Origin of the sequence: Escherichia sp. WS33 (genome assembly GCF_046486385.1) — a bacterium.
In the GTDB taxonomy this organism is placed as follows: domain Bacteria; phylum Pseudomonadota; class Gammaproteobacteria; order Enterobacterales; family Enterobacteriaceae; genus ECMA0423.
Window position 1 is genome coordinate 1 of record NZ_JBJQLJ010000037.1, and the last position, 13,446, is coordinate 13,446.

Below are 13,446 nucleotides of genomic sequence, written 5' to 3' on the forward strand. Positions count from 1 at the left end.
GCGTAGAGATGGTAATGCCGGGCGACAACATCAAAATGGTTGTTACCCTGATCCACCCGATCGCGATGGACGACGGTCTGCGTTTCGCAATCCGTGAAGGCGGCCGTACCGTTGGCGCGGGCGTTGTAGCAAAAGTTCTGAGCTAATTGCCGATAACATTTGACGCAATGCGCACTAAAAGGGCATCATTTGATGCCCTTTTTGCACGCTTTCGTACCAGAACCTGGCTCATCAGTGATTTTCTTTGTCATAATCATTGCTGAGACAGGCTCTGTTGAGGGCGTATAATCCGAAAAGCTAATACGCGTTTCGATTTGGTTTGCCTCGCGATCGCGGGGTGAAAATGTTTGTAGAAAACTTCTGACAGGTTGGTTTATGAGTGCGAATACCGAAGCTCAAGGAAGCGGGCGCGGCCTGGAAGCGATGAAGTGGGTCGTTGTGGTGGCATTGCTCCTGGTGGCGATTGTCGGCAACTACCTTTATCGCGACATTATGCTGCCGCTGCGTGCGCTGGCCGTAGTAATTCTGATTGCTGCAGCGGGTGGTGTCGCGCTGTTAACGACAAAAGGTAAAGCTACCGTTGCTTTTGCCCGTGAAGCGCGTACCGAAGTCCGTAAGGTCATTTGGCCGACTCGCCAGGAAACATTGCACACCACGCTGATTGTGGCTGCGGTTACCGCAGTAATGTCACTGATCCTGTGGGGACTGGATGGTATTCTGGTTCGCCTGGTATCCTTTATCACTGGCCTGAGGTTCTGAGATGTCTGAAGCTCCTAAAAAGCGCTGGTACGTCGTTCAGGCGTTTTCCGGTTTTGAAGGCCGCGTAGCAACGTCGCTGCGTGAGCATATCAAATTACACAACATGGAAGATTTGTTTGGTGAAGTCATGGTACCAACCGAAGAAGTGGTTGAAATCCGTGGCGGTCAGCGTCGCAAAAGCGAACGTAAATTCTTCCCTGGCTACGTCCTCGTTCAGATGGTGATGAACGACGCGAGCTGGCACCTGGTGCGCAGCGTACCGCGTGTGATGGGCTTCATCGGCGGTACTTCCGATCGTCCTGCGCCAATCAGCGATAAAGAAGTCGATGCGATTATGAACCGCCTGCAGCAGGTTGGTGATAAGCCGCGTCCGAAAACGCTGTTTGAACCGGGTGAAATGGTCCGTGTTAATGATGGTCCGTTCGCTGACTTCAACGGTGTTGTTGAAGAAGTGGATTACGAGAAATCTCGTCTGAAAGTGTCTGTTTCTATCTTCGGTCGTGCGACCCCGGTAGAGCTGGACTTCAGCCAGGTTGAAAAAGCCTAACCCAGCGATCAAAAAAGCGGCGATTTAATCGTTGCACAAGGCGTGAGATTGGAATACAATTTCGCGCCTTTTGTTTTTATGGGCCTTGCCCGTAAAACGATTTTTTATATCACGGGGAGCCTCTCAGAGGCGTTATTACCCAACTTGAGGAATTTATAATGGCTAAGAAAGTACAAGCCTATGTCAAGCTGCAGGTTGCAGCTGGTATGGCTAACCCGAGTCCGCCAGTAGGTCCGGCTCTGGGTCAGCAGGGCGTAAACATCATGGAATTCTGCAAAGCGTTCAACGCAAAAACTGATTCCATCGAAAAAGGTCTGCCGATTCCGGTAGTAATCACCGTTTACGCTGACCGTTCTTTCACTTTCGTTACCAAGACCCCGCCGGCAGCAGTTCTGCTGAAAAAAGCGGCTGGTATCAAGTCTGGTTCCGGTAAGCCGAACAAAGACAAAGTGGGTAAAATTTCCCGCGCTCAGCTGCAGGAAATCGCGCAGACCAAAGCTGCCGACATGACTGGTGCCGACATTGAAGCGATGACTCGCTCCATCGAAGGTACTGCACGTTCCATGGGCCTGGTAGTGGAGGACTAAGAAATGGCTAAACTGACCAAGCGCATGCGTGTTATCCGCGAGAAAGTTGATGCAACCAAACAGTACGACATCAACGAAGCTATCGCACTGCTGAAAGAGCTGGCGACTGCTAAATTCGTAGAAAGCGTGGACGTAGCTGTTAACCTCGGCATCGACGCTCGTAAATCTGACCAGAACGTACGTGGTGCAACTGTACTGCCGCACGGTACTGGCCGTTCCGTTCGCGTAGCCGTATTTACCCAAGGTGCAAACGCTGAAGCTGCTAAAGCTGCAGGCGCAGAACTGGTAGGTATGGAAGATCTGGCTGACCAGATCAAGAAAGGCGAAATGAACTTTGACGTTGTTATTGCTTCTCCGGATGCAATGCGCGTTGTTGGCCAGCTGGGCCAGGTTCTGGGTCCGCGCGGCCTGATGCCAAACCCGAAAGTGGGTACTGTAACACCGAACGTTGCTGAAGCGGTTAAAAACGCTAAAGCTGGCCAGGTTCGTTACCGTAACGACAAAAACGGCATCATCCACACCACCATCGGTAAAGTGGACTTTGACGCTGACAAACTGAAAGAAAACCTGGAAGCTCTGCTGGTTGCGCTGAAAAAAGCAAAACCGACTCAGGCGAAAGGCGTGTACATCAAGAAAGTTAGCATCTCCACCACCATGGGTGCAGGTGTTGCAGTTGACCAGGCTGGCCTGAGCGCTTCTGTAAACTAATGCCTTTACGTGGGCGGTGATTTTGTCTACAATCTTACCCCCACGTATAATGCTTAATGCAGACGTATATCCGAGATATTCGGGTTGTGGCAAGGCGGCAACTGAGTGAGTCGCCAGGAGCATAGCTAACTATGTGACTGGTGCGAATGAAGGAAGCCAACGCCGCCACAAGTTGAATAGCGACGGATAGAAAAGATTTGTTCGTTGGAGCCTGGCCTATCCAGGCCTCCGTCGAAGACCGCAGGAGTTTCGCAAGAAACTTAATCCCCTGCGTAGACGGTGACAGAACGCTAAGATTATTCTTTTATATTCTGGCTTGTTTCTGCTCACCGTAATTAAGACGCTCTCTCCGTTTGGAGGAGTGAAGTGAGTTCCAGAGATTTTCTCTGGCAAACATCCAGGAGCAAAGCTAATGGCTTTAAATCTTCAAGACAAACAAGCGATTGTTGCTGAAGTCAGCGAAGTAGCCAAAGGCGCGCTGTCTGCAGTAGTTGCGGATTCCCGTGGCGTAACTGTAGATAAAATGACTGAACTGCGTAAAGCAGGTCGCGAAGCTGGCGTATACATGCGTGTTGTTCGTAACACCCTGCTGCGCCGTGCTGTTGAAGGTACTCCGTTCGAGTGCCTGAAAGACGCGTTTGTTGGTCCGACCCTGATTGCATACTCTATGGAACACCCGGGCGCTGCTGCTCGTCTGTTCAAAGAGTTCGCGAAAGCGAATGCAAAATTTGAGGTCAAAGCCGCTGCCTTTGAAGGTGAGCTGATCCCGGCGTCTCAGATCGACCGCCTGGCAACTCTGCCGACCTACGAAGAAGCAATTGCACGCCTGATGGCAACCATGAAAGAAGCTTCGGCTGGCAAACTGGTTCGTACTCTGGCTGCTGTACGCGATGCGAAAGAAGCTGCTTAATCGCAGTTATCTTTTTAACGCATTCGCTTACGTATAAACTTATTCTGATATTCAGGAACAATTTAAATGTCTATCACTAAAGATCAAATCATTGAAGCAGTTGCAGCTATGTCTGTAATGGACGTTGTAGAACTGATCTCTGCAATGGAAGAAAAATTCGGTGTTTCCGCTGCTGCTGCTGTAGCTGTAGCTGCTGGCCCGGTTGAAGCTGCTGAAGAAAAAACTGAATTCGACGTAATTCTGAAAGCTGCTGGCGCTAACAAAGTTGCTGTTATCAAAGCAGTACGTGGCGCAACTGGCCTGGGTCTGAAAGAAGCTAAAGACCTGGTAGAATCTGCACCGGCTGCTCTGAAAGAAGGCGTGAGCAAAGACGACGCAGAAGCACTGAAAAAAGCTCTGGAAGAAGCTGGCGCTGAAGTTGAAGTTAAATAAGCCAACCCTTCCGGTTGCAGCCTGAGAAATCAGGCTGATGGCTGGTGACTTTTTAGTCACCAGCCTTTTTGCGCTGTAAGGCGCCAGTAGCGTTTCACACTGTTTGACTACTGCTGTGCCTTTCAATGCTTGTTTCTATCGACGACTTAATATACTGCGACAGGACGTCCGTTCTGTGTAAATCGCAATGAAATGGTTTAAGCGTGATAGCAACAGGCATTGCGGAAAGTGTTCCATTTTCCGGTCAACAAAATAGTGTTGCACAAACTGTCCGCTCAATGGACAGATGGGTCGACTTGTCAGCGAGCTGAGGAACCCTATGGTTTACTCCTATACCGAGAAAAAACGTATTCGTAAGGATTTTGGTAAACGTCCACAAGTTCTGGATGTACCTTATCTCCTTTCTATCCAGCTTGACTCGTTTCAGAAATTTATCGAGCAAGATCCTGAAGGGCAGTATGGTCTGGAAGCTGCTTTCCGTTCCGTATTCCCGATTCAGAGCTACAGCGGTAATTCCGAGCTGCAATACGTCAGCTACCGCCTTGGCGAACCGGTGTTTGACGTCCAGGAATGTCAAATCCGTGGCGTGACCTATTCCGCACCGCTGCGCGTTAAACTGCGTCTGGTGATCTATGAGCGCGAAGCGCCGGAAGGCACCGTAAAAGACATTAAAGAACAAGAAGTCTACATGGGCGAAATTCCGCTCATGACAGACAACGGTACCTTTGTTATCAACGGTACTGAGCGTGTTATCGTTTCCCAGCTGCACCGTAGTCCGGGCGTCTTCTTTGACTCCGACAAAGGTAAAACCCACTCTTCGGGTAAAGTGCTGTATAACGCGCGTATCATCCCTTACCGTGGTTCCTGGCTGGATTTCGAATTCGATCCGAAGGACAACCTGTTCGTACGTATCGACCGTCGCCGTAAACTGCCTGCGACCATCATTCTGCGCGCCCTGAACTACACCACAGAGCAGATCCTCGACCTGTTCTTTGAAAAAGTTATCTTTGAAATCCGTGATAACAAGCTGCAGATGGAACTGGTGCCGGAACGCCTGCGTGGTGAAACCGCATCTTTTGACATCGAAGCTAACGGTAAAGTGTACGTAGAAAAAGGCCGCCGTATCACTGCGCGCCACATTCGCCAGCTGGAAAAAGACGACGTCAAACTGATCGAAGTCCCGGTTGAGTACATCGCAGGTAAAGTGGTTGCTAAAGACTATATTGATGAGTCTACCGGCGAGCTGATCTGCGCAGCGAACATGGAGCTGAGCCTGGATCTGCTGGCTAAGCTGAGCCAGTCTGGTCACAAGCGTATCGAAACGCTGTTCACCAACGATCTGGATCACGGCCCATATATCTCTGAAACCTTACGTGTCGACCCAACTAACGACCGTCTGAGCGCACTGGTAGAAATCTACCGCATGATGCGCCCTGGCGAGCCGCCGACTCGTGAAGCAGCTGAAAGCCTGTTCGAGAACCTGTTCTTCTCCGAAGACCGTTATGACTTGTCTGCGGTTGGTCGTATGAAGTTCAACCGTTCTCTGCTGCGCGAAGAAATCGAAGGTTCCGGTATCCTGAGCAAAGACGACATCATTGATGTTATGAAAAAGCTCATCGATATCCGTAACGGTAAAGGCGAAGTCGATGATATCGACCACCTCGGCAACCGTCGTATCCGTTCCGTTGGCGAAATGGCGGAAAACCAGTTCCGCGTTGGCCTGGTACGTGTAGAGCGTGCGGTGAAAGAGCGTCTGTCTCTGGGCGATCTGGATACCCTGATGCCTCAGGATATGATCAACGCCAAGCCGATTTCCGCAGCAGTGAAAGAGTTCTTCGGTTCCAGCCAGCTGTCTCAGTTTATGGACCAGAACAACCCGCTGTCTGAGATTACGCACAAACGTCGTATCTCCGCACTCGGCCCAGGCGGTCTGACCCGTGAACGTGCAGGCTTCGAAGTTCGAGACGTACACCCGACTCACTACGGTCGCGTATGTCCAATCGAAACCCCTGAAGGTCCGAACATCGGTCTGATCAACTCTCTGTCCGTGTACGCACAGACTAACGAATACGGCTTCCTTGAGACTCCGTATCGTAAAGTGACCGACGGTGTTGTAACTGACGAAATTCACTACCTGTCTGCTATCGAAGAAGGCAACTACGTTATCGCCCAGGCGAACTCCAACCTGGATGAAGAAGGCCACTTCGTAGAAGACCTGGTAACTTGCCGTAGCAAAGGCGAATCCAGCTTGTTCAGCCGCGACCAGGTTGACTACATGGACGTATCCACCCAGCAGGTGGTATCCGTCGGTGCGTCCCTGATCCCGTTCCTGGAACACGATGACGCCAACCGTGCATTGATGGGTGCGAACATGCAACGTCAGGCCGTTCCGACTCTGCGCGCTGATAAGCCGCTGGTTGGTACTGGTATGGAACGTGCTGTTGCCGTTGACTCCGGTGTAACTGCGGTAGCTAAACGTGGTGGTGTCGTTCAGTACGTGGATGCTTCCCGTATCGTTATCAAAGTTAACGAAGACGAGATGTATCCGGGTGAAGCAGGTATCGACATCTACAACCTGACCAAATACACCCGTTCTAACCAGAACACCTGTATCAACCAGATGCCGTGTGTGTCTCTGGGTGAACCGGTTGAACGTGGCGACGTGCTGGCAGACGGTCCGTCCACCGACCTCGGTGAACTGGCGCTTGGTCAGAACATGCGCGTAGCGTTCATGCCGTGGAATGGTTACAACTTCGAAGACTCCATCCTCGTATCCGAGCGTGTTGTTCAGGAAGACCGTTTCACCACCATCCACATTCAGGAACTGGCGTGTGTGTCCCGTGACACCAAGCTGGGGCCGGAAGAGATCACCGCTGACATCCCGAACGTGGGTGAAGCTGCGCTCTCCAAACTGGATGAATCCGGTATCGTTTACATTGGTGCGGAAGTGACCGGTGGCGACATTCTGGTTGGTAAGGTAACGCCGAAAGGTGAAACTCAGCTGACCCCAGAAGAAAAACTGCTGCGTGCGATCTTCGGTGAGAAAGCCTCTGACGTTAAAGACTCTTCTCTGCGCGTACCAAACGGTGTATCCGGTACGGTTATCGACGTTCAGGTCTTTACTCGCGATGGCGTAGAAAAAGACAAACGTGCGCTGGAAATCGAAGAAATGCAGCTCAAACAGGCGAAGAAAGACCTGTCTGAAGAACTGCAGATCCTCGAAGCGGGTCTGTTCAGCCGTATCCGTGCTGTGCTGGTAGCCGGTGGCGTTGAAGCTGAGAAGCTCGACAAACTGCCGCGCGATCGCTGGCTGGAGCTGGGCCTGACAGACGAAGAGAAACAAAATCAGCTGGAACAGCTGGCTGAGCAGTATGACGAACTGAAACACGAGTTCGAGAAGAAACTCGAAGCGAAACGCCGCAAAATCACCCAGGGCGACGATCTGGCACCGGGCGTGCTGAAGATTGTTAAGGTATATCTGGCGGTTAAACGCCGTATCCAGCCTGGTGACAAGATGGCAGGTCGTCACGGTAACAAGGGTGTAATTTCTAAGATCAACCCGATCGAAGATATGCCTTACGATGAAAACGGTACGCCGGTAGACATCGTACTGAACCCGCTGGGCGTACCGTCTCGTATGAACATCGGTCAGATCCTCGAAACCCACCTGGGTATGGCTGCGAAAGGTATCGGCGACAAGATCAACGCCATGCTGAAACAGCAGCAAGAAGTCGCGAAACTGCGCGAATTCATCCAGCGTGCGTACGATCTGGGCGCTGACGTTCGTCAGAAAGTTGACCTGAGTACCTTCAGCGATGAAGAAGTTATGCGTCTGGCTGAAAACCTGCGCAAAGGTATGCCAATCGCAACGCCGGTGTTCGACGGTGCGAAAGAAGCAGAAATTAAAGAGCTGCTGAAACTTGGCGACCTGCCGACTTCCGGTCAGATCCGCCTGTACGATGGTCGCACTGGTGAACAGTTCGAGCGTCCGGTAACCGTTGGTTACATGTACATGCTGAAACTGAACCACCTGGTCGACGACAAGATGCACGCGCGTTCCACCGGTTCTTACAGCCTGGTTACTCAGCAGCCGCTGGGTGGTAAGGCACAGTTCGGTGGTCAGCGTTTCGGGGAGATGGAAGTGTGGGCGCTGGAAGCATACGGCGCAGCATACACCCTGCAGGAAATGCTCACCGTTAAGTCTGATGACGTGAACGGTCGTACCAAGATGTATAAAAACATCGTGGACGGCAACCATCAGATGGAGCCGGGCATGCCAGAATCCTTCAACGTATTGTTGAAAGAGATTCGTTCGCTGGGTATCAACATCGAACTGGAAGACGAGTAATTCTCGCTCAAACAGGTCACTGCTGTCGGGTTAAAACCCGGCAGCGGATTGTGCTAACTCCGACGGGAGCAAATCCGTGAAAGATTTATTAAAGTTTCTGAAAGCGCAGACTAAAACCGAAGAGTTTGATGCGATCAAAATTGCTCTGGCTTCGCCAGACATGATCCGTTCATGGTCTTTCGGTGAAGTTAAAAAGCCGGAAACCATCAACTACCGTACGTTCAAACCAGAACGTGACGGCCTTTTCTGCGCCCGTATCTTTGGGCCGGTAAAAGATTACGAGTGCCTGTGCGGTAAGTACAAGCGCCTGAAACACCGTGGCGTCATCTGTGAGAAGTGCGGCGTTGAAGTGACCCAGACTAAAGTACGCCGTGAGCGTATGGGCCACATCGAACTGGCTTCCCCGACTGCGCACATCTGGTTCCTGAAATCGCTGCCGTCCCGTATCGGTCTGCTGCTCGATATGCCGCTGCGCGATATCGAACGCGTACTGTACTTTGAATCCTATGTGGTTATCGAAGGCGGTATGACCAACCTGGAACGTCAGCAGATCCTGACTGAAGAGCAGTATCTGGACGCGCTGGAAGAGTTCGGTGACGAATTCGACGCGAAGATGGGGGCGGAAGCAATCCAGGCTCTGCTGAAGAGCATGGATCTGGAGCAAGAGTGCGAACAGCTGCGTGAAGAGCTGAACGAAACCAACTCCGAAACCAAGCGTAAAAAGCTGACCAAGCGTATCAAACTGCTGGAAGCGTTCGTTCAGTCTGGTAACAAACCAGAGTGGATGATCCTGACCGTTCTGCCGGTACTGCCGCCAGATCTGCGTCCGCTGGTTCCGCTGGATGGTGGTCGTTTCGCGACTTCTGACCTGAACGATCTGTATCGTCGCGTCATTAACCGTAACAACCGTCTGAAACGTCTGCTGGATCTGGCTGCGCCGGACATCATCGTACGTAACGAAAAACGTATGCTGCAGGAAGCGGTAGACGCCCTGCTGGATAACGGTCGTCGCGGTCGTGCGATCACCGGTTCTAACAAGCGTCCTCTGAAATCTTTGGCCGACATGATCAAAGGTAAACAGGGTCGTTTCCGTCAGAACCTGCTCGGTAAGCGTGTTGACTACTCCGGTCGTTCTGTAATCACCGTAGGTCCATACCTGCGTCTGCATCAGTGCGGTCTGCCGAAGAAAATGGCGCTGGAGCTGTTCAAACCGTTCATCTACGGCAAGCTGGAACTGCGTGGTCTTGCTACCACCATTAAAGCTGCGAAGAAAATGGTTGAGCGCGAAGAAGCTGTCGTTTGGGATATCCTGGACGAAGTTATCCGCGAACACCCGGTACTGCTGAACCGTGCACCGACTCTGCACCGTCTGGGTATCCAGGCATTTGAACCGGTACTGATCGAAGGTAAAGCTATCCAGCTGCACCCGCTGGTTTGTGCGGCATATAACGCCGACTTCGATGGTGACCAGATGGCTGTTCACGTACCGCTGACGCTGGAAGCCCAGCTGGAAGCGCGTGCGCTGATGATGTCTACCAACAACATCCTGTCCCCGGCGAACGGCGAACCAATCATCGTTCCGTCTCAGGACGTTGTTCTGGGTCTGTACTATATGACCCGTGACTGTGTTAACGCCAAAGGCGAAGGCATGGTGCTGACTGGCCCGAAAGAAGCAGAACGTCTGTATCGCTCTGGTCTGGCTTCTCTGCATGCGCGCGTTAAAGTGCGTATCACCGAGTATGAAAAAGATGCAAACGGTGAATTAGTAGCGAAAACCAGCCTGAAAGACACGACTGTTGGCCGTGCCATTCTGTGGATGATTGTACCGAAAGGTCTGCCTTACTCCATCGTCAACCAGGCGCTGGGTAAAAAAGCAATCTCCAAAATGCTGAACACCTGCTACCGCATTCTCGGTCTGAAACCGACCGTTATTTTTGCGGACCAGATCATGTACACCGGCTTCGCCTATGCAGCGCGTTCTGGTGCATCTGTTGGTATCGATGACATGGTCATCCCGGAGAAGAAACACGAAATCATCTCCGAGGCAGAAGCAGAAGTTGCTGAAATTCAGGAGCAGTTCCAGTCTGGTCTGGTAACTGCGGGCGAACGCTACAACAAAGTTATCGATATCTGGGCTGCGGCGAACGATCGTGTATCCAAAGCGATGATGGATAACCTGCAAACTGAAACCGTGATTAACCGTGACGGTCAGGAAGAGAAGCAGGTTTCCTTCAACAGCATCTACATGATGGCCGACTCCGGTGCGCGTGGTTCTGCGGCACAGATTCGTCAGCTTGCTGGTATGCGTGGTCTGATGGCGAAGCCGGATGGCTCCATCATCGAAACGCCAATCACCGCGAACTTCCGTGAAGGTCTGAACGTACTCCAGTACTTCATCTCCACCCACGGTGCTCGTAAAGGTCTGGCGGATACCGCACTGAAAACTGCGAACTCCGGTTACCTGACTCGTCGTCTGGTTGACGTGGCGCAGGACCTGGTGGTTACCGAAGACGATTGTGGTACCCATGAAGGTATCATGATGACTCCGGTTATCGAGGGTGGTGACGTTAAAGAGCCGCTGCGCGATCGCGTACTGGGTCGTGTAACTGCTGAAGACGTTCTGAAGCCGGGTACTGCTGATATCCTCGTTCCGCGCAACACGCTGCTGCACGAACAGTGGTGTGACCTGCTGGAAGAGAACTCTGTCGACGCGGTAAAAGTACGTTCTGTTGTATCTTGTGACACCGACTTTGGTGTATGTGCGCACTGCTACGGTCGTGACCTGGCGCGTGGCCACATCATCAACAAAGGTGAAGCAATCGGTGTTATCGCGGCACAGTCCATCGGTGAACCGGGTACACAGCTGACCATGCGTACGTTCCACATCGGTGGTGCGGCATCTCGTGCGGCTGCTGAATCCAGCATCCAGGTGAAAAACAAAGGTAGCATCAAGCTCAGCAACGTGAAGTCGGTTGTGAACTCCAGCGGTAAACTGGTTATCACTTCCCGTAATACTGAACTGAAACTGATCGACGAATTCGGTCGTACCAAAGAAAGCTACAAAGTACCTTACGGTGCGGTACTGGCGAAAGGCGATGGCGAACAGGTTGCTGGCGGCGAAACCGTTGCAAACTGGGACCCGCACACCATGCCGGTTATCACCGAAGTAAGCGGTTTTGTACGCTTTACTGACATGATCGACGGTCAGACCATTACTCGTCAGACAGACGAATTGACCGGTCTGTCTTCGCTGGTGGTTCTGGATTCCGCAGAACGTACAGCAGGTGGTAAAGATCTGCGTCCGGCACTGAAAATCGTTGATGCTCAGGGTAACGACGTTCTGATCCCAGGTACCGATATGCCTGCGCAGTACTTCCTGCCGGGTAAAGCGATTGTTCAGCTGGAAGATGGCGTACAGATCAGCTCTGGTGACACCCTGGCGCGTATTCCGCAGGAATCCGGCGGTACCAAGGACATCACCGGTGGTCTGCCGCGCGTTGCGGACCTGTTCGAAGCACGTCGTCCGAAAGAGCCGGCAATCCTGGCTGAAATCAGCGGTATCGTTTCCTTCGGTAAAGAAACCAAAGGTAAACGTCGTCTGGTTATCACCCCGGTAGACGGTAGCGATCCGTACGAAGAGATGATTCCGAAATGGCGTCAGCTCAACGTGTTCGAAGGTGAACGTGTAGAACGTGGTGACGTAATTTCCGACGGTCCGGAAGCGCCGCACGACATTCTGCGTCTGCGTGGTGTTCATGCTGTGACTCGTTACATCGTTAACGAAGTACAGGACGTATACCGTCTGCAGGGCGTTAAGATTAACGATAAACACATCGAAGTTATCGTTCGTCAGATGCTGCGTAAAGCTACCATCGTTAACGCGGGCAGCTCCGACTTCCTGGAAGGCGAACAGGTTGAATACTCTCGCGTCAAGATCGCAAACCGCGAACTGGAAGCGAACGGCAAAGTGGGTGCAACTTACTCCCGCGATCTGCTGGGTATCACCAAAGCGTCTCTGGCAACCGAGTCCTTCATCTCCGCGGCATCGTTCCAGGAGACCACTCGCGTGCTGACCGAAGCAGCCGTTGCGGGCAAACGCGACGAACTGCGCGGCCTGAAAGAGAACGTTATCGTGGGTCGTCTGATCCCGGCAGGTACCGGTTACGCGTACCACCAGGATCGTATGCGTCGCCGTGCTGCGGGTGAAGCTCCGGCTGCACCGCAGGTGACTGCAGAAGACGCATCTGCCAGCCTGGCAGAACTGCTGAACGCAGGTCTGGGCGGTTCTGATAACGAGTAATCGTTAATCCGCAAATAACGTAAAAACCCGCTTCGGCGGGTTTTTTTATGGGGGGAGTTTAGGGAAAGAGCATTTGTCAGAATATTTAAGGAATTTCTGAATACTCATAATCAATGTAGAGATGACTAATATCCTGAAACTGACTGAACTAATTGAGTCAAACTCGGCAAGGATTCGATACTATTCCTGTGTAACTTTCTTAAGGAACGAGAATGAAACAGGAAGTGGAAAAGTGGCGACCTTTTGGACATCCGGATGGTGATATTCGTGATTTATCATTTCTTGATGCTCATCAGGCTGTCTACGTTCAGCATCATGAGGGCAAAGAGCCTTTAGAGTATCGCTTTTGGGTTACCTACTCTCTTCACTGCTTCACAAAAGATTATGAACATCAGACGAACGAAGAAAAACAATCGTTAATGTACCACGCGCCTAAAGAATCTCGTCCCTTCTGCCAGCACCGTTATAACTTAGCGCGCACACTTAAAAAGAACTATTTTGGCGCTGCCAGAAAGCAACGTTATTCATGCCGGGTATGGTAGCTATGCCGTGATTGAGGTGGACTTAGACGGAGGAGATAAGGCATTTTACTTTGTTGCGTTCAGGGCTTTCAGGGAAAAGAAAAAACTCCGTTTGCATGTAACTAGCGCTTATCCCATTTCTGAAAAACAGAAAGGTAAATCAGTGAAATTTTTCACCATTGCCTACAACTTATTGAGAAATAAGCAGCTTCCTCAGCCCTCAAAATAACAAAACCCACCTTAAGGTGGGTTTCGCCAGAGAATTATCTCTGGTATTCAGAACGCCATTACCGGACTTTGCCTTGACCTTGCGATAATCGCAGGTTGCGGGATG

General features: G+C 51.6%; 8 protein-coding genes and 2 pseudogenes. All 10 read left to right on the top strand.

Features of this window, described 5'->3' with window-relative positions; genetic code table 11:
- Window positions 1-146, top strand: a pseudogene (gene tuf, locus ACJHXA_RS21315) (elongation factor Tu); the annotation flags it as partial.
- A 229-nt stretch (window positions 147-375) separates the two neighbouring features.
- A complete protein-coding gene (gene secE / locus ACJHXA_RS21320; protein WP_001275702.1) occupies window positions 376-759 on the top strand; it encodes a preprotein translocase subunit SecE in 384 nt (127 codons plus the stop codon).
- Window position 760: 1 nt separating this feature from the next.
- Window positions 761-1,306 carry a transcription termination/antitermination protein NusG gene (gene nusG / locus ACJHXA_RS21325; RefSeq protein ID WP_001287516.1) on the top strand — a complete coding sequence of 182 codons (546 nt, stop codon included), beginning with the start codon at window positions 761-763 and terminating at the stop codon, window positions 1,304-1,306.
- 158 nt (window positions 1,307-1,464) lie between these two features.
- Complete coding sequence (gene rplK / locus ACJHXA_RS21330) at window positions 1,465-1,893, top strand: 50S ribosomal protein L11 (RefSeq protein ID WP_001085926.1); 429 nt, start codon at window positions 1,465-1,467, stop codon at window positions 1,891-1,893.
- Between the two features lie 3 nt (window positions 1,894-1,896).
- Window positions 1,897-2,601 (top strand): 50S ribosomal protein L1, encoded by a 705-nt coding sequence (rplA, locus tag ACJHXA_RS21335; RefSeq protein ID WP_001096684.1) that lies wholly within the window; start codon window positions 1,897-1,899, stop codon window positions 2,599-2,601.
- A gap of 412 nt (window positions 2,602-3,013) precedes the next feature.
- The gene (rplJ, locus tag ACJHXA_RS21340; protein WP_001207201.1) at window positions 3,014-3,511 is read left to right on the top strand and encodes a 50S ribosomal protein L10; all 498 of its coding nucleotides are present in this window, start codon (window positions 3,014-3,016) and stop codon (window positions 3,509-3,511) included.
- A 66-nt stretch (window positions 3,512-3,577) separates the two neighbouring features.
- Entirely contained in the window at window positions 3,578-3,943 is a 366-nt protein-coding gene (gene rplL / locus ACJHXA_RS21345) for a 50S ribosomal protein L7/L12 (RefSeq protein ID WP_000028878.1), read from the top strand.
- A gap of 319 nt (window positions 3,944-4,262) precedes the next feature.
- The gene (rpoB, locus tag ACJHXA_RS21350; RefSeq protein ID WP_000263098.1) at window positions 4,263-8,291 is read left to right on the top strand and encodes a DNA-directed RNA polymerase subunit beta; all 4,029 of its coding nucleotides are present in this window, start codon (window positions 4,263-4,265) and stop codon (window positions 8,289-8,291) included.
- Window positions 8,292-8,367: 76 nt separating this feature from the next.
- Window positions 8,368-12,591, top strand: a complete 4,224-nt coding sequence (rpoC, locus tag ACJHXA_RS21355) for a DNA-directed RNA polymerase subunit beta' (protein ID WP_000653944.1) — start codon at window positions 8,368-8,370, stop codon at window positions 12,589-12,591.
- Window positions 12,592-12,803: 212 nt separating this feature from the next.
- A pseudogene (locus tag ACJHXA_RS21360) lies at window positions 12,804-13,341 on the top strand (stationary phase growth adaptation protein).
- Window positions 13,342-13,446: the final 105 nt, after the last annotated feature.

What these genes read in the sequence shown, in the direction of transcription:
- secE (WP_001275702.1), top strand. Translation starts at nt 376, where the DNA reads ATGAGTGCGAATACCGAAGCTCAAGGAAGCGGGCGCGGCCTGGAAGCG.
- rpoB (WP_000263098.1), top strand. Translation starts at nt 4,263, where the DNA reads ATGGTTTACTCCTATACCGAGAAAAAACGTATTCGTAAGGATTTTGGT.
- nusG (WP_001287516.1), top strand. Translation starts at nt 761, where the DNA reads ATGTCTGAAGCTCCTAAAAAGCGCTGGTACGTCGTTCAGGCGTTTTCC.
- rplK (WP_001085926.1), top strand. Translation starts at nt 1,465, where the DNA reads ATGGCTAAGAAAGTACAAGCCTATGTCAAGCTGCAGGTTGCAGCTGGT.
- rplJ (WP_001207201.1), top strand. Translation starts at nt 3,014, where the DNA reads ATGGCTTTAAATCTTCAAGACAAACAAGCGATTGTTGCTGAAGTCAGC.
- rplL (WP_000028878.1), top strand. Translation starts at nt 3,578, where the DNA reads ATGTCTATCACTAAAGATCAAATCATTGAAGCAGTTGCAGCTATGTCT.
- rplA (WP_001096684.1), top strand. Translation starts at nt 1,897, where the DNA reads ATGGCTAAACTGACCAAGCGCATGCGTGTTATCCGCGAGAAAGTTGAT.